This window comes from Streptococcus mitis (assembly GCF_000960005.1).
Taxonomy (GTDB): Bacteria; Bacillota; Bacilli; order Lactobacillales; family Streptococcaceae; genus Streptococcus; species Streptococcus mitis_CK.
The window spans coordinates 652559-669737 of the sequence record NZ_JYGP01000002.1 but is presented as its reverse complement, the minus strand read 5'-3'; the positions used below and the strand labels follow the sequence as shown (position 1 = coordinate 669737).

The 17179-nt window shown below is 40.6% G+C and carries 12 protein-coding genes; 11 read left to right on the top strand and 1 reads right to left on the bottom strand.

What is annotated here, in order from left to right; genetic code table 11:
• The first annotated feature begins 1 nt into the window (after nucleotide 1).
• The 9 genes from ligA to TZ90_RS04630 all read left to right on the top strand — a co-directional run bounded on the left by ligA (nucleotide 2) and on the right by TZ90_RS04630 (nucleotide 13739).
• Nucleotides 2-1960: an NAD-dependent DNA ligase LigA gene (gene ligA / locus TZ90_RS04670; RefSeq protein ID WP_045611746.1), complete on the top strand. Its 1959-nt coding sequence runs from the start codon at nucleotides 2-4 to the stop codon at nucleotides 1958-1960.
• Nucleotides 1961-2113: 153 nt separating this feature from the next.
• Nucleotides 2114-4399, top strand: coding sequence for a type I pullulanase (pulA, locus tag TZ90_RS04665; RefSeq protein ID WP_045611745.1), 2286 nt, complete (start codon nucleotides 2114-2116; stop codon nucleotides 4397-4399).
• Between the two features lie 195 nt (nucleotides 4400-4594).
• The gene (locus TZ90_RS04660; protein WP_045611744.1) at nucleotides 4595-6019 is read left to right on the top strand and encodes an NADP-dependent glyceraldehyde-3-phosphate dehydrogenase; all 1425 of its coding nucleotides are present in this window, start codon (nucleotides 4595-4597) and stop codon (nucleotides 6017-6019) included.
• A gap of 273 nt (nucleotides 6020-6292) precedes the next feature.
• A complete protein-coding gene (glgB, locus tag TZ90_RS04655) occupies nucleotides 6293-8221 on the top strand; it encodes a 1,4-alpha-glucan branching protein GlgB (RefSeq protein WP_045611743.1) in 1929 nt (642 codons plus the stop codon).
• A complete protein-coding gene (locus TZ90_RS04650; protein WP_045611742.1) occupies nucleotides 8211-9353 on the top strand; it encodes a glucose-1-phosphate adenylyltransferase in 1143 nt (380 codons plus the stop codon). The genes glgB and TZ90_RS04650 overlap by 11 nt, the downstream gene beginning before the upstream one ends.
• A complete protein-coding gene (gene glgD / locus TZ90_RS04645; protein ID WP_023947475.1) occupies nucleotides 9343-10482 on the top strand; it encodes a glucose-1-phosphate adenylyltransferase subunit GlgD in 1140 nt (379 codons plus the stop codon). Before TZ90_RS04650 ends, glgD begins: the two co-directional genes overlap by 11 nt.
• On the top strand, nucleotides 10479-11912 hold the full coding sequence (glgA, locus tag TZ90_RS04640; protein WP_045611740.1) for a glycogen synthase GlgA: 1434 nt from the start codon (nucleotides 10479-10481) through the stop codon (nucleotides 11910-11912). Before glgD ends, glgA begins: the two co-directional genes overlap by 4 nt.
• A gap of 58 nt (nucleotides 11913-11970) precedes the next feature.
• Entirely contained in the window at nucleotides 11971-12615 is a 645-nt protein-coding gene (gene serB / locus TZ90_RS04635; protein WP_004254255.1) for a phosphoserine phosphatase SerB, read from the top strand.
• A gap of 8 nt (nucleotides 12616-12623) precedes the next feature.
• On the top strand, nucleotides 12624-13739 hold the full coding sequence (locus tag TZ90_RS04630; RefSeq protein WP_045611739.1) for a glycerate kinase: 1116 nt from the start codon (nucleotides 12624-12626) through the stop codon (nucleotides 13737-13739).
• Here the strand turns inward: TZ90_RS04630 and TZ90_RS04625 are convergent.
• Nucleotides 13736-14182, bottom strand: a complete 447-nt coding sequence (locus tag TZ90_RS04625; RefSeq protein WP_000131072.1) for a DUF1694 domain-containing protein — start codon at nucleotides 14180-14182, stop codon at nucleotides 13736-13738. The two genes, TZ90_RS04630 and TZ90_RS04625, sit on opposite strands and share 4 nt — an antisense overlap.
• A 163-nt stretch (nucleotides 14183-14345) precedes the next feature.
• Between TZ90_RS04625 and eno the strand changes: the two genes are divergently transcribed.
• Both eno and TZ90_RS04615 read left to right on the top strand, forming a co-directional pair.
• Entirely contained in the window at nucleotides 14346-15650 is a 1305-nt protein-coding gene (eno, locus tag TZ90_RS04620) for a surface-displayed alpha-enolase (protein WP_000022813.1), read from the top strand.
• A gap of 269 nt (nucleotides 15651-15919) precedes the next feature.
• Nucleotides 15920-17179, top strand: coding sequence for a UDP-N-acetylglucosamine 1-carboxyvinyltransferase (locus TZ90_RS04615; protein WP_045611736.1), 1260 nt, complete (start codon nucleotides 15920-15922; stop codon nucleotides 17177-17179).

The window sequence follows — 17179 nt, the reverse complement described above, 5'->3', positions numbered from 1 at the left end:
TATGAATAAAAGAATGAATGAGTTGGTCGCCTTGCTCAATCGCTATGCGACTGAGTACTATACCAGCGATAATCCCTCGGTTTCAGACAGTGAGTATGATCGCCTTTACCGAGAGTTGGTTGAGTTAGAAACTGCCTATCCAGATCAAGTGCTAGCAGACAGTCCTACCCATCGTGTTGGTGGCAAGGTTTTAGATGGTTTTGAAAAATACAGTCATCAGTATCCTCTTTATAGTTTGCAGGATGCTTTTTCACGTGAGGAGCTTGAAGCTTTTGACGCGCGTGTTCGTAAGGAAGTGGCTCATCCGACCTATATTTGTGAGCTGAAAATCGATGGCTTGTCTATCTCGCTTACTTATGAAAAGGGGATTTTGGTTGCTGGGGCAACACGTGGTGATGGTTCTGTTGGGGAGAATATAACAGAAAATCTTAAGCGTGTTAAGGACATTCCTTTGACCTTGCCAGAAGAACTTGATATCACGGTTCGTGGGGAATGTTATATGCCACGCGCTTCTTTTGACCAGGTTAACCAAGCTCGCCAAGAAAATGGAGAGTCTGAATTTGCCAATCCTCGTAATGCGGCAGCAGGCACTCTGCGACAGTTGGATACAGCAGTAGTTGCCACGCGCAATCTTGCGACTTTCCTCTATCAAGAAGCCAGCCCTTCAACTCGTGATAGTCAAGAAAAGGTTTTGAAGCACCTAGAACAGCTTGGTTTTGTGGTCAATCCTAAGCGAATCTTGGCTGAAAATATAGATGAAATCTGGAATTTTATCCAAGAAGTAGGAGAGGAACGGGAGAATCTGCCTTATGATATCGATGGGGTGGTGATCAAGGTCAATGATTTAGCAAGCCAAGAAGAACTCGGTTTTACCGTCAAGGCTCCAAAGTGGGCAGTAGCCTACAAGTTTCCTGCTGAGGAAAAAGAAGCTAAACTCTTATCAGTTGATTGGACAGTAGGTCGTACTGGAGTTGTCACGCCAACTGCAAATCTCACACCAGTACAACTAGCTGGTACGACTGTTAGCCGTGCGACCCTGCACAATGTGGATTATATTGCTGAAAAAGATATCCGCAAAGACGATACGGTTATCGTTTATAAGGCTGGTGACATCATCCCTGCTGTTTTGCGTGTGGTAGAGTCTAAACGTCTTTCTGAAGAAAAACTAGATATTCCATCACATTGCCCAAGTTGTGACAGTCACTTGCTTCATTTTGAAGATGAGGTGGCTCTCCGTTGTATCAATCCACGTTGCCCTGCCCAAATTATGGAAGGTTTGATTCACTTTGCTTCTCGAGATACTATGAATATTACAGGACTTGGTCCATCTATTGTTGAGAAGCTTTTCGCTGCTAATTTAGTCAAGGATGTGGCGGATATTTACCGTTTGAAAGAAGAAGATTTCCTCCTTTTAGAGGGGGTTAAGGAAAAGTCTGCTGCTAAACTGTATCAGGCCATCCAAGCATCTAAGGAAAATTCTGCTGAAAAGCTCTTGTTTGGTTTGGGCATTCGTCATGTCGGAAGCAAGGCCAGTCAGCTGTTACTTCAACATTTCCACTCGATTGAAAATCTGGCTCAGGCAGATTCAGATGAAGTGGCTAGTATTGAAAGTCTGGGTAGTGTGATTGCCAAGAGTCTTCAGACATATTTTGCGACAGAAGGCTCTGAAATTCTCCTCAAAGAATTGAAAGAAGCTGGGGTCAATCTGGACTATAAAGGACAGACGGTAGTGGCAGATGCGGCCTTGTCAGGTTTGACCGTTGTATTGACTGGAAAATTGGAACGGCTCAAGCGCTCAGAAGCTAAAAATAAACTCGAAAGTTTGGGTGCTAAAGTGACTGGCAGTGTTTCTAAAAAGACCGACCTCGTCGTGGCAGGTGCAGATGCTGGAAGTAAACTTCAAAAAGCACAAGAACTTGGTATTGAAGTTCGAGATGAAGCTTGGCTCGAAAGTTTGTAAAGAATAGTAGAAGGCTAGATGTTAGATAGTCTGAAACTGTCTATCCTGAAGTGTTTTGACATGAATTGAGTCTATCTTGAGTCAGAAATTAAATTGCTGAATCTATCAGCACCACATAAAAAATTAAATTAAAATTAGAAATTAGGAAAAGAAATGTTAAATTACCCTGTAGTCATCCATTTTCATCGAAAAAACGGGGATTATGCAGCCTGTTCATTTAGTAGAAAACAGGCGGACAATGTTGAAAAATTGTATTATGAAAATAACTTTTTTGGAGCAAAGTTCTCCTTCACAGTTACAAGTCAAGAAAAGTTAGAAAACCTGAAGTTTTCTGTCGAGATTGATGGGACAGTTAAGGAATATTCCGTGCGTTATAACTACTATCCGCTTCTGACAGAAGTTTGGATTTTAGAGGGCGACGAGACTGTTTATTATTCTGAAAACCCAGCCATTGCTAGTCCTTACTACAAAGATCAAAATCCATTTGCTTTTGATAGAGCAATACATAGCGCTAGTTTTGATCACCACTGGGGCTACCAAGGAGAACTAGGTTACAGTCTTTCAGATTATCAGACTAGCTTTAAACTTTGGGCTCCTACGGCTACTGCTGTACAGGTGGTTGTCTACGAAAATACCAGCAACGACGCTCCGATTTGGAAAACCTTTAATCTAGAGCGTGGTAATAGCTATTCATACAGTCATAAGTACAATACCATTGGTGTTTGGAGTCTAGACTTAGATGAAAATCTTGCTGGCAAGGCTTATCAGTATCAGATTGACTTTCCTCACCACCAGACTGTGACGAGAGATCCTTACACGATTGCCACAAGTCCTGACGGCAAACGTTCCGTAATTCTTTCTCATCAAGACAGACAAGTAGAAGGATTTGTGGTCAAACATGGAACAGAAGCGCCTTGGCGTTTGGAAAATCCATGTAAAGCAGTTATCTGTGAAATGCATATCCGAGATTTAACCAAATCTCCGACCTCTGGAGTTGCAGAGCATCTCCGTGGAACCTTCCTTGGTGCTGCCCAGACTGGAACTGTAAACCAATTCGGACAAGCAACCGCCTTTGACTATATCAAAGAACTTGGCTGCAACTATGTTCAACTCCAGCCTATCTTTGATCGCCATAAGGAATACGATGAGGATGGAAATGTAACCTATAACTGGGGTTATGACCCTCAAAACTACAATGCACCAGAACCAAGTTTTTCTAGTAATCCAGATGATCCAGGGCAGGTCATTCGTGATTTGAAGACCATGGTTCAAGCCTATCACGATGCGGGGATTGGTGTCATTATGGACGTGGTTTATAATCACACCTTTTCAACGGTTGATGCACCTTTCCAAACAACTGTCCCTGATTACTACTATCGTATGAATCCAGACGGTACCTTCCAGAATGGAACAGGTGTTGGAAATGAAACAGCCAGTGAACACGAAATGTTCCGCAAGTACATGATTGATTCTCTTCTATACTGGGTACAGGAATACAATATTGACGGCTTCCGTTTTGACTTGATGGGTATTCATAATGTCAAAACCATGCAAGCGATTCGTTGGGCGCTAGATGAGGTTGATCCCCGTATTATCACTTATGGAGAAGGCTGGGATATGGGAACAGGTCTTGCACCTTATGATAAGGCCAAGAAGGATAATGCCTACCAAATGCCAAATATCGGATTCTTCAATGATAATCAGCGTGATGCGGTCAAAGGAGGAGAAGTTTATGGTGCAATCAAGTCAGGATTTGTAAGTGGTGCAGCCACTGAACCAATCATTGCCAAGGCCATTCTTGGTAGCCGAGAATTGGGTTCTTATCTCAGTCCAAACCAGGTTCTCAACTATGTTGAAGCCCATGACAATTACAATCTTCATGATTTGTTGGCGACTCTTCATCCTGATCAAAGTTCAGACCAGATTATGCGCAAGGTTGAGACGGCGACAGTAATGAACCTTCTCATGCAAGGAATGTCCTTTATGGAAATTGGCCAAGAATTTGGTCGAACCAAATTAATTCCGACGGGTGAACATGGACAACTCACTTCGGCAGACCGAGAACGTGCTATGAATAGTTACAAGGCTCCTGACAGTGTTAACCAAATAAACTGGGATTTAATCAATGAAAGACAAGAAAGCATTGACTTTGTCCGTCAAATTATTCGACTGAAAACACAGACTAGCGCCTTTTCTTATCCTACATACGAAGAAGTTTACCGTCATGTCTTTGTTCACACAGCTGCAGAAAATAGCGGATGGATTGTTTACGAGATTCACGGGGGGCCAGAACATCTATTGGTAGTATTCAATGCCAAGGGAACTTCCTTATACTTTGAAAATGCAGGAAATCTAGAAATGCTTGTGACCAATAGTCGTTCGAAACAAGAAAATGTCATTGATGATACTAGTGTCGCAGTGCTAAAAGTACTCTCTTAAATGCATAAACTAAAAAGGGTTAGATTGTCTAATCCTTTTTATCATTTATAAGTTTTCAATGAAGATTAGAATCAAGTTTCAAATAGTTTGAAAAACCAAGCTTGTGAAAATAATCTCAAAAAAATTGCAAAAAGGGTTGTAATTTTCTGAAAATTTGGTAAAATATATCTTAATCATTTTCAGGAGGACGAGAATTTGACAAGATATCAGAATTTAGTAAATGGAAAATGGAAATCAGCTGAAAAAGAAATTACGATTTATTCACCAATAAACCAAGAAGAATTAGGGACTGTTCCAGCTATGACTCAGGCAGAAGTAGATGAGGCTATGAAAGCTGCGCGTGCAGCCCTGCCAGCTTGGCGAGCTTTATCAGCAGTTGAACGTGCGGCTTATTTGCACAAAACAGCAGCTATTTTAGAACGTGATAAGGAAGAAATTGGTACTATACTTGCCAAAGAAGTGGCAAAGGGAATTAAAGTAGCTATTGGAGAAGTGGTGCGTACCGCAGACTTGATTCGCTATGCTGCTGAGGAAGGTCTCCGTATCACTGGACAAGCAATGGAAGGTGGCGGTTTTGAAGCAGCAAGTAAAAATAAATTGGCCGTTGTTCGTCGCGAGCCAGTTGGTGTCGTGCTGGCTATCGCTCCCTTTAATTATCCAGTTAATTTATCTGCTTCTAAAATTGCACCTGCCTTGATTGCAGGGAATGTAGTCATGTTTAAGCCACCAACACAAGGTTCTATTTCTGGGCTCTTGTTGGCTAAAGCGTTTGAAGAAGCAGGGATTCCGGCTGGTGTTTTCAATACCATTACGGGTCGTGGTTCAGAAATTGGGGATTATATCATTGAACACAAAGAAGTCAACTTCATCAACTTTACAGGTTCAACTCCTATCGGAGAACGTATTGGTCGTTTAGCTGGTATGCGTCCAATCATGTTGGAGCTTGGTGGGAAAGATGCAGCCTTAGTACTAGAAGATGCAGATTTGGAACATGCTGCCAAGCAAATTGTTGCGGGTGCCTTTAGCTATTCAGGTCAACGTTGCACAGCCATTAAACGTGTTATTGTTATCGAAAGTGTAGCAGATACACTAGCTGCTTTGCTTCAAGCAGAGGTTACTAAATTAACAGTTGGCGATCCATTCGACAATGCTGATATCACACCAGTTATCGACAATGCTTCAGCAGACTTTATTTGGGGCTTGATTGATGATGCACAAGAAAAAGGTGCTCAGGCTCTTACACCAATCAAACGCGAAGGCAATCTTCTATGGCCAGTGCTTTTTGACCAAGTTACAAAAGATATGAAAGTGGCATGGGAAGAGCCATTTGGTCCTGTTTTACCAATTATCCGTGTGGCTAGTGTAGAGGAAGCCATTGCCTTTGCCAACGAATCTGAATTCGGCCTTCAATCCTCAGTCTTTACAAATGATTTCAAAAAAGCATTTGAAATTGCTGAAAAACTTGAAGTGGGTACAGTTCATATAAATAATAAAACCCAGCGTGGTCCAGATAATTTCCCATTCCTTGGTGTCAAAGGTTCTGGCGCTGGAGTGCAAGGAATTAAATATAGTATTGAAGCGATGACAAATGTCAAATCCATTGTTTTTGATGTGAAATGAAATGTAAAATCAGGAGATTCGTTTCCTGATTTATTTTTTTACTTAAAATTATATTTTTTGTTAGCTAAATAACGAACTTTGTGATAGTATTATTAAAAAACAATTCGTTTTCAAAGCGTTTCTGAAAATTTCTTGATTTACAAGTGAACACATCAGTGAATTTGTTGAAGACTTTCAAAAGATTTTTTTGCAAATTCCGTAATTTACTTGAATCTTCCCTAAAAAGGTAGTATAATAAATCTATAGAAAACGCTTACAGAATTAGGAGGGTGTATGGATAAGAATAATGCTTTAAAAACCTTTATGACAGGTGAAAATTTTCACCTCCAGCACTATCTGGGAGCTCATAGGGAAGAAAAAAATGGAGAGTATGGCTATACTTTTCGTGTGTGGGCGCCTAATGCTCAGGCTGTTCACTTGGTAGGGGATTTCACCAATTGGGTTGAAAATCAAATTCCAATGGAACGAAATGAATTTGGGATCTGGGAAGTCTTTACCACTCTTGCTCAAGAAGGCCAAATTTATAAGTATCATATCACACGATCAAACGGTCATCAGTTGATGAAGATTGACCCTTTGGCTGTAAGGTATGAGGCACGACCTGGTACTGGGGCTATTTTAACAGAGATTCCAGAAAAGAAATGGAAGGATGGTCTCTGGCTAGCCCGTAGAAAACGCTTGAGCTTTGAAGAGCGTCCTGTCAATATTTACGAGGCTCATGCTGGCTCTTGGAAGAGAAATCCTGATGGCAGCCCCTATAGTTTTTCTCAATTGAAAGATGAACTTATTCCTTACTTGGTTGAGATGAACTATACTCACATTGAGTTTATGCCTTTGATGTCTCACCCACTAGGTTTGAGTTGGGGCTATCAGCTTATGGGTTACTTTGCTCTAGAGCATGCCTATGGTCGTCCTGAAGAATTTCAAGATTTTGTTGAGGAATGTCACTTAAACAATATTGGGGTTATTGTAGACTGGGTACCTGGTCATTTCACCATTAATGATGATGCCTTAGCTTATTATGACGGGACACCGACTTTTGAGTACCAAGACCATAATAAGGCTCATAACTATGGTTGGGGCGCTCTCAATTTTGACCTTGGAAAAAATGAAGTCCAGTCCTTCTTGATTTCTAGTATTAAGTTTTGGATTGACTTTTACCATCTAGATGGTATTCGTGTGGATGCTGTCAGCAATATACTCTATTTAGACTACGATGATGCTCCATGGACACCTAATAAAGATGGTGGCAATCTCAACTATGAGGGATATTATTTCCTTCAACGCTTGAATGATGTGATTAAACTAGTTCATCCAGATGTGATGATGATTGCAGAAGAAAGTTCATCAGCTACTCAGATTACTGACACTAAGGATTCAGATGGTCTAGGATTTGACTACAAGTGGAATATGGGCTGGATGAATGATATCCTCCGATTCTACGAAGAAGATCCGATTTACCGTAAATATGACTTTAATCTGGTGACTTTCAGCTTTATGTATGTCTTCAAGGAAAACTATCTCCTACCATTCTCGCACGATGAAGTGGTTCACGGTAAGAAGAGTATGATGCATAAGATGTGGGGAGATCGCTACAATCAATTCGCAGGCTTGCGCAATCTCTACACTTACCAAATTTGTCACCCAGGTAAAAAATTGCTTTTCATGGGTAGTGAATATGGGCAATTCCTAGAATGGAAATCTGAAGAACAGTTGGAATGGTCAAACCTAGAAGATCCAATGAATGCGAAGATGAAGTATTTCACTTCTCAGCTAAACCAGTTTTACAAAGATCATCGCTGTTTGTGGGAAATCGATACCAGCTATGATGGTATTGAAATCATTGATGCGGATAATCGAGACCAGAGTGTTCTTTCTTTCATCCGTAAGGGTAAGAAGGACGATATGCTAGTCTGCGTCTTTAACATGGCACCAGTTGAACGAAAAGATTTTACAATCGGACTTCCTGTTGCAGGGATTTACGAAGAAGTCTGGAATACTGAGTTAGAAGAGTGGGGAGGCGTTTGGAAAGAACATAATCAAACTGTGCAAACGCAAGAAGGACTATGGAAAGATTATGAGCAGACCTTGACCTTTACCCTACCGGCTATGGGAGCAAGTGTTTGGAAAATCAAACGTCGCTTGAAACCTACTAAAACCGTCACAAGTAAAAACCAAAAAGGAGTAGAAAATGAAGAATGAAATGTTAGCTTTGATTCTTGCTGGTGGGCAAGGAACTCGTCTCGGTAAACTCACTCAAAGCATCGCAAAACCAGCTGTGCAATTTGGTGGGCGCTACCGTATCATTGACTTTGCTCTTTCAAACTGTGCTAACTCAGGCATCAACAATGTTGGAGTCATTACCCAGTACCAACCACTTGCTCTCAACAACCATATCGGGAATGGTTCAAGCTGGGGATTAGACGGTATCAATTCTGGTGTCTCTATTCTTCAACCTTATTCTGCAAGTGAAGGAAATCGTTGGTTTGAGGGGACTAGCCACGCTATTTACCAAAATATTGATTATATCGACAGTGTCAATCCTGAGTATGTCTTGATTCTATCTGGGGACCACATCTACAAAATGGATTATGATGATATGCTCCAGTCTCACAAAGATAATAATGCCAGCTTGACAGTAGCGGTTTTAGACGTCCCTCTTAAAGAAGCGAGCCGTTTTGGTATCATGAATACCGATGCCAACAATCGTATTGTTGAATTTGAAGAAAAACCAGCTCAACCTAAATCTACAAAAGCTTCTATGGGAATCTACATTTTTGATTGGCAACGCCTTCGTAATATGTTAGTCGCTGCTGAAAAGAGCAATGTAGATATGTCAGACTTTGGTAAAAATGTCATTCCAAATTACCTTGAGTCAGGTGAAAGTGTCTATGCTTATGAATTTAATGGTTACTGGAAAGACGTCGGTACCACTGAGTCGCTTTGGGAAGCGAACATGGAGTACATTTCTCCAGAAAATGCTTTGGATAGCCGTAACCGTCAATGGAAGATTTACTCAAGAAACTTGATTTCACCACCAAACTTCCTTGGGGCAAATGCTCACGTGGAAGATTCCTTGGTTGTTGATGGCTGTTTCGTAGATGGAACTGTTAAACATTCTATCCTCTCAACAGGTGCGCAAGTTCGCGAAGGGGCAGAAGTAGTAGATTCAGTTATCATGAGTGGTGCAATTGTTGGTCAGGGAGCTAAAATTAAACGTGCCATTATTGGTGAAGGTGCAGTTATTTCTGATGGTGTCGAAATTGATGGAACAGAAGAAGTACAGGTTGTAGGATATGATGAAGTAGTGGGGGTAGCAACAGATGAAGATTGATAAATATTCTGCCATTTTAGGAAACACAGTTGGTTTTCATGATATGTCAACATTGACCGACCACCGTCCAGTAGCTAGTTTGCCATTTGGTGGGAAATATCGTTTGATCGACTTCCCGCTCTCAAGTCTTGCTAATGCAGGTGTCCGTAGTATCTTTGGTATTTTCCAACAAGATAATATTAGCTCAGTCTTTGACCATATCCGTTCAGGACGTGAGTGGGGCTTGTCAACTCTTCTTAGCCACTATTATCTAGGTATTTACAATACTCGTGTGGAAAGTAGTACAGTTGGAAAAGAATACTACCAACAACTTCTTACTTACTTGAAACGTTCTGGCTCAAACCAAACAGTTGCCCTCAACTGTGATGTTTTGATTAACATTGATTTGAACCAAGTTTTCCATCTACATAGTACAACAAAAGGGCCTATCACTGTAGTTTATAAAAAACTAGCTAAGAAAGACATTTCAGAAGTAAACGCAATCTTGGAAGTGGATGAAACAGACCATGTTCGTTCTCATAAACTCTTTGATAGCAAGTTACCAGATCAAATCTATAACATGTCTACAGATATCTTTGTCGTTGATACACCTTGGTTGATAGAACGCTTGGAAGAAGAAGCTAAAAAAGAACATCCAGAGAAGTTGCGCTATGTTTTACGGGATTTGGCTGCAAAAGAAGGGGCTTTTGCCTACGAGTACACAGGTTATCTAGCAAATATTCATTCTGTAGAGTCTTATTACAAAGCTAACAAAGATATGCTTGAATCACAAAAATTCTACTCTCTCTTCTCACCAAATCAAAAGATTTATACAAAGGTCAAAAACGAAGAGCCAACTTATTATGCTAATACATCTAAGGTAAGCACTTCTCAGTTTGCCTCTGGTAGTATTATTGAAGGTCAAGTGGCTAATTCTGTTTTATCACGTAATATTCATGTCCATAAGGATAGCTTGGTTAAAGATAGCATCTTATTCCCTCGTGTTGTTATTGGAGAAGGTGCTCAGGTAGAATATGCTATCTTGGACAAGGGTGTTGAAGTTGCGGATGGAGTTGTGATCCGTGGAACTGCAGAACATCCAGTCGTCGTTAAGAAAGGTGCTAAAGTAACAGAGGATATTCATTCATGAAAATTTTATTTGTAGCAGCTGAGGGTGCACCCTTTTCAAAAACAGGTGGTTTGGGAGACGTCATTGGTGCTCTTCCCAAATCACTGGTAAAAGCGGGACATGAAGTTGCAGTAATTCTCCCCTACTATGATATGGTAGAGGCTAAATTTGGAAATCAGATTGAAGATGTGCTTCATTTTGAGGTGAGTGTTGGTTGGCGCAGACAGTACTGTGGGATTAAGAAAACAGTCTTAAATGGTGTAACCTTCTACTTTATTGACAACCAATATTATTTTTTCCGTGGTCATGTTTACGGTGATTTTGATGACGGTGAACGCTTTGCTTTCTTCCAACTAGCTGCCATTGAGGCTATGGAAAGGATTGACTTTATTCCTGATCTTCTCCATGTTCATGACTACCATACAGCTATGATTCCTTTCTTGTTGAAGGAAAAATACCGTTGGATTCAAGCCTATCAAGGAATAAAAACTGTTTTAACCATTCATAATTTGGAATTCCAAGGACAATTTTCAGAAGGAATGTTATGGGATTTGTTTGGAGTTGGCTTTGAGCGTTATGCTGATGGCACCCTTCGATGGAACAACTGTCTGAACTGGATGAAGGCAGGTATTCTCTATGCGGATCGTGTTTCAACCGTTTCGCCTAGCTATGCTCATGAAATTATGACTAGTCAGTTTGGATGTAACTTGGATCAGATTCTTCGAATGGAGTCTGGTAAGGTATCTGGTATCGTAAATGGGATTGATGCTGACCTTTATAATCCTCAGACGGATGCCCTTTTAGACTATCATTTTAATCAGGAAGATTTGTCTGGGAAGGCCCAAAATAAGGCAAAATTGCAAGAGAGAGTTGGCTTGCCAGTTAGATCTGACGTTCCTCTGGTGGGAATTGTTTCTCGTTTGACACGTCAAAAAGGTTTTGATGTGGTGGTGGAAAGTCTGCACCATATCTTGCAAAATGATGTTCAGATTGTTCTTTTAGGAACTGGTGATCCAGCCTTTGAAGGAGCTTTCTCATGGTTTGCTCAAATCTATCCAGACAAGCTATCAGCAAATATCACTTTTGATGTCAAACTAGCTCAAGAAATCTACGCTGCTTGTGATCTCTTCCTCATGCCAAGTCGTTTTGAACCGTGTGGCTTGTCTCAAATGATGGCGATGCGTTACGGAACCTTGCCATTGGTTCATGAAGTTGGTGGCTTGCGAGATACCGTTCGTGCTTTCAATCCAATCGAAGGAAGCGGTACTGGCTTTAGCTTCGACAATCTATCTCCTTACTGGTTAAATTGGACTTTCCAAACAGCATTGGACTTGTATAGAAACCATCCTGATGTTTGGAGAAACCTACAAAAACAAGCTATGGAGTGTGATTTCTCATGGGATACAGCCTGCAGGTCATACCTTGACTTGTACCATAGTTTAGTTAATTAATAGATAAAATCGTATGATGACTTCATACGATTTTTAGGCTGTTTAGAGAGGAGAACTGATGTCCCAAGTAAAAGGCTTGTGTGTCATGGATGTTGACGGCACCTTAATCCTAGAAGAAGTGATTGATTTGTTGGGAAGAGAGGCAGGTCGTGAGGCGGAAATTGCGCAGCTTACAAGTCAGGCAATGCGAGGAGAGTTGAATTTTGAAACGAGTTTACGAGACAGAGTTTTCTTGTTGGAAGGCCTTCCTATTTCGGTCTTTGATACAGTCTTCAATTCTATTCATCTATCGCCAAATGCCCAGGAATTCATTTCTATTCTCCAAAGGAATGCTATCCTAGTTGGTATGGTGTCCGGTGGATTTTCTCCAATAGTTGAGAGATTAGCAAAATCTCTTGGAATTGCCTATTTTTCTGCCAACCAACTTGAAGTCAAAGGTGGCTTTCTAACAGGGGAATTAGTTGGACAAATTATCAGTCCCCAGGTCAAAAAAGATACTCTAGAACAATGGAGAAAGGAACTGCAACTTCCTAGAGAAAGAACTGTTGCAATCGGAGATGGGGCAAATGACCTATTAATGTTGAAGTCAGCAGGACTGGGAATTGCTTTTTGTGCCAAAGAAGTGCTCAAAAAAGAAATACCGAATCATGTTGACAAGAGGGATTTTTTAGAAGTTCTTCCTTTGATTGACTGTTTAGAATGAGGGAAAATATGAAGATTGTAATTGCACCAGATTCATTTAAAGAAAGCTTGACCGCTGATCAGGTAGCTGAAGCAATAAAAAGAGGCTTCCAACAATCGATAGCAGATGTAGAATGTCTCCTCTGCCCTGTTGGTGATGGTGGCGAAGGTACAGTAGATTCTATTCGACATTCTCTTGACATTGAAGAAAAATGGATCCAAGTGACAGGCCCTTTTGGACAAAAAGAAGCCATGAGCTATTTTCAAAAAGAACAACTGGCACTATTTGAAGTGGCTGACTTAGTTGGCCTTGGAAAAATTCCGATAGAGAAACGAAATCCACTTCAAATTCAGACTTGTGGTATTGGAGAGTTGATTCGTCATCTCATTGCTCAAGGGATTAAAGAAATCTATATCGGCGTTGGTGGCACGGCCAGTAATGACGGAGGAATTGGGATCGCTGCTGGTTTAGGTTATCGATTTTATGATAGGGATGGAAATGTCTTGCCCGCTTGCGGTCAGTCCTTACTAAATTTAGCTTCTGTTTCAACAGAAAATCGCTATGAAATTCCTGAAGATGTTCAAATTCGTATTTTAGCAGATGTCACGAGTCCCTTATGTGGTTATCAAGGTGCGACCTACACGTTTGGCAAGCAAAAAGGTCTAGATCCTACTATGTTTGATGCCGTAGATCAAGCGATCCAAGATTTTTATGAAAAAGTCTCCCCTGCAACATTGGAACTTAAAGGAGCAGGAGCTGGTGGAGGCATTGCTGGCGGTTTGTGTGCCTTTGCTCAGGCAAATATCGTGTCTGGAATTGATACCTGCTTGAACCTAATTAGCTTTGATAAGAAAGTTGCAGATGCTGACTTGGTTATTGTTGGAGAAGGAAGGCTAGATCGTCAAAGTTTAGCAGGTAAAGCGCCGATAGGTGTTGCAAAAAGAACCCCTATCGGAGTTCCTGTCATTGCTATTTGTGGTAGTATTGCTGAGGATTTACCTTCCCTACCATTTGAGAATATCCAAGCGGCTTTTTCAATTTTGGAGAAAAGTGAACCTCTAGAAGATAGTTTGAAAAATGCCAGTCTCTATTTGGAGCACACGGCTGCCAATATAGGGCATTTATTAAATATGCGCAAGATTTAGCCAAACCATTTCTTCCAGAAGGATGTTTTGGCTGGACCTTCCTTTTTATCTTCCCAAAGTTTTGCAAAAGCAAGTCGAAGGTCCTTTTCTTCTACTTGAACTGGTGCATTGCTATGGATAATCAGGCCAAAAGGAGAAGAAGTATGCTCTTCAGATACAATGGTAGCTTGACTATCAGTTTCTTTAGCTTCTTTTAAGTAGAAAACTTGCTTGTCAAATTCGATATTTGGTGAAATCTTCACAAATAGTGGTTCTGCTTTTTCCTGAAGGTTTTCTAAAATGGATAAAAAGCCTTTTTCTAACTGAGGGCTATTTGCTGTATCAATATCTGCATATCCAAGAACTCTTTCCTCAAAAGTACCAAGATAGCGTCTTTGCTCATCCGGATTTAATTTTGCTCCACCATGAGCTTTTTCAAGTAATTGTTTTGATAAATCTGTCATGAAAACAGTATATCATAAAAGTTAGAATAAAACAGACAAAAGAAAGCGATTACTTTATAAAGTTAAGGAAAATTTGCACAAAGATAACGTTTTTTCTTGAAAAAGGAGGGGTTTTAAGGTATTATAGAGGTGTAAAAAATTTAACTCATAAGGAGAGTAAAAAATGTCAATTATTACTGATGTTTACGCTCGCGAAGTCCTAGACTCACGCGGTAACCCAACACTTGAAGTAGAAGTTTACACTGAATCAGGTGCTTTCGGACGTGGTATGGTTCCATCAGGAGCTTCTACTGGTGAACACGAAGCAGTTGAACTTCGCGATGGTGACAAATCTCGTTACGGTGGTCTTGGTACACAAAAAGCTGTTGACAACGTAAACAACATCATTGCTGAAGCTATCATTGGCTACGATGTACGTGATCAACAAGCTATCGACCGTGCTATGATCGCTCTTGACGGTACTCCTAACAAAGGTAAATTGGGTGCAAACGCAATCCTTGGTGTGTCTATCGCTGTAGCTCGTGCTGCTGCTGACTACCTTGAAATCCCACTTTACAGCTACCTTGGTGGATTCAACACTAAAGTTCTTCCAACTCCAATGATGAACATCATCAACGGTGGTTCTCACTCTGACGCTCCAATCGCATTCCAAGAGTTCATGATCTTGCCAGTTGGTGCGCCAACATTTAAAGAAGCTCTTCGTTACGGTGCTGAAATCTTCCACGCTCTTAAGAAAATCCTTAAATCACGTGGTTTGGAAACTGCCGTAGGTGACGAAGGTGGATTCGCTCCTCGTTTCGAAGGAACTGAAGACGGTGTTGAAACTATCCTTGCTGCGATCGAAGCTGCTGGATATGTTCCAGGTAAAGACGTATTTATCGGATTTGACTGTGCTTCATCAGAATTCTACGATAAAGAACGTAAAGTTTACGACTATACTAAATTTGAAGGTGAAGGCGCTGCTGTTCGTACATCTGCAGAACAAATCGATTACCTTGAAGAATTGGTTAACAAATACCCAATCATCACTATCGAAGATGGTATGGATGAAAACGACTGGGATGGTTGGAAAGCTCTTACTGAACGTCTTGGTAAGAAAGTACAACTTGTTGGTGACGACTTCTTCGTAACAAACACTGACTACCTTGCACGTGGTATCCAAGAAGGTGCTGCTAACTCAATCCTTATCAAAGTTAACCAAATCGGTACTCTTACTGAAACTTTTGAAGCTATCGAAATGGCTAAAGAAGCTGGTTACACTGCCGTTGTATCACACCGTTCAGGTGAAACTGAAGATTCAACAATCGCTGACATCGCAGTTGCAACTAACGCAGGACAAATCAAGACTGGTTCACTTTCACGTACAGACCGTATCGCTAAATACAACCAATTGCTTCGCATCGAAGACCAACTTGGTGAAGTAGCAGAATATCGTGGATTGAAATCATTCTACAACCTTAAAAAATAAAATAGTTCAGTGAACTATTTTATCCCGAACCATGAAATTCAAAAGTTCGGCCGTTGATTTAACAACGTTTCTAGCCCCTCGGATTTTATCCGAAGGGCTATTTTTGTATTTAGGGGGCAAAAAAGGGGCAAAACATTTCAAGACAGCTCATTTACCAATAAATACGATTCTGCTAATATAATTGAAAATGATGGAAAAAAGGGTGGATTTATGATATACTTTAATGTAGGACCTTTTTAGAAATTTTGAAAGAGCATAAAAAATTTAGAATGAGAAAAATTGTTATCAATGGTGGATTACCCTTGCAAGGTGAAATCACTATTAGCGGTGCTAAAAATAGCGTTGTGGCCTTAATTCCAGCTATTATTTTGGCTGATGATGTGGTGACTTTGGATTGTGTTCCAGATATTTCCGATGTTGCTAGTCTTGTCGAAATCATGGAGTTAATGGGTGCTACCGTTAAGCGTTATGACGATGTGTTAGAGATTGATCCACGAGGTGTTCAAAATATTCCAATGCCTTATGGGAAAATCAACAGTCTTCGTGCATCTTATTATTTTTATGGAAGTCTTTTAGGTCGCTTTGGGGAAGCTACAGTTGGTTTGCCTGGTGGATGTGATTTGGGACCACGTCCTATTGACTTACACCTAAAGGCTTTTGAAGCAATGGGAGCTACTGTTAGCTACGAGGGAGATAACATGAAGTTATCTGCTAAAGATGTGGGACTTCATGGTGCAAGTATTTACATGGATACGGTTAGTGTCGGTGCGACGATTAATACGATGATTGCTGCGGTTAAAGCAAATGGGCGTACTATTATTGAAAATGCAGCCCGTGAGCCTGAGATTATTGATGTTGCCACTCTCTTGAATAATATGGGTGCCCATATCCGTGGGGCAGGAACTAATATTATCACTATTGATGGTGTTGAAAGATTACACGGAACTCGCCACCAGGTGATTCCAGACCGTATTGAAGCAGGAACATATATTTCCTTAGCTGCTGCAGTCGGTAAGGGAATTCGTATCAACAATGTATTATACGAACACTTAGAAGGATTCATCGCTAAGTTGGAAGAGATGGGTGTGAGAATGACTGTATCTGAAGACAGTATTTTTGTCGAAGAACAGTCTAATTTGAAAGCAATCAATATTAAGACAGCACCTTATCCTGGTTTTGCTACTGACTTGCAACAACCAATTACTCCACTCTTGTTAACAGCAGAGGGGCGTGGTACCATTATTGATACCATTTATGAAAAACGAGTAAACCATGTTTTTGAACTAGCAAAGATGGACGCAGATATTACGACTACAAACGACCATATTTTATATACTGGTGGACGTGGTTTGCGTGGTGCAAATGTAAAAGCTACTGACCTTAGAGCTGGGGCCGCACTTGTCATTGCTGGTTTAATGGCTGAAGGCAAAACTGAAATTACAAATATTGAGTTCATCTTACGTGGTTATTCAGATATTATTGAAAAATTACGTAATCTAGGAGCAGATATTACACTTGTTGAAGAATAA

Bases quoted from the DNA above. Each gene is read 5' to 3' on its own strand.
- ligA (WP_045611746.1), top strand. From the start codon at position 2: ATGAATAAAAGAATGAATGAGTTGGTCGCCTTGCTCAATCGCTATGCG.
- pulA (WP_045611745.1), top strand. From the start codon at position 2,114: ATGTTAAATTACCCTGTAGTCATCCATTTTCATCGAAAAAACGGGGAT.
- glgB (WP_045611743.1), top strand. From the start codon at position 6,293: ATGGATAAGAATAATGCTTTAAAAACCTTTATGACAGGTGAAAATTTT.
- TZ90_RS04650 (WP_045611742.1), top strand. From the start codon at position 8,211: ATGAAGAATGAAATGTTAGCTTTGATTCTTGCTGGTGGGCAAGGAACT.
- glgD (WP_023947475.1), top strand. From the start codon at position 9,343: ATGAAGATTGATAAATATTCTGCCATTTTAGGAAACACAGTTGGTTTT.
- glgA (WP_045611740.1), top strand. From the start codon at position 10,479: ATGAAAATTTTATTTGTAGCAGCTGAGGGTGCACCCTTTTCAAAAACA.
- serB (WP_004254255.1), top strand. From the start codon at position 11,971: ATGTCCCAAGTAAAAGGCTTGTGTGTCATGGATGTTGACGGCACCTTA.
- TZ90_RS04630 (WP_045611739.1), top strand. From the start codon at position 12,624: ATGAAGATTGTAATTGCACCAGATTCATTTAAAGAAAGCTTGACCGCT.
- TZ90_RS04625 (WP_000131072.1), bottom strand. From the start codon at position 14,182: ATGACAGATTTATCAAAACAATTACTTGAAAAAGCTCATGGTGGAGCA.
- eno (WP_000022813.1), top strand. From the start codon at position 14,346: ATGTCAATTATTACTGATGTTTACGCTCGCGAAGTCCTAGACTCACGC.
- TZ90_RS04615 (WP_045611736.1), top strand. From the start codon at position 15,920: ATGAGAAAAATTGTTATCAATGGTGGATTACCCTTGCAAGGTGAAATC.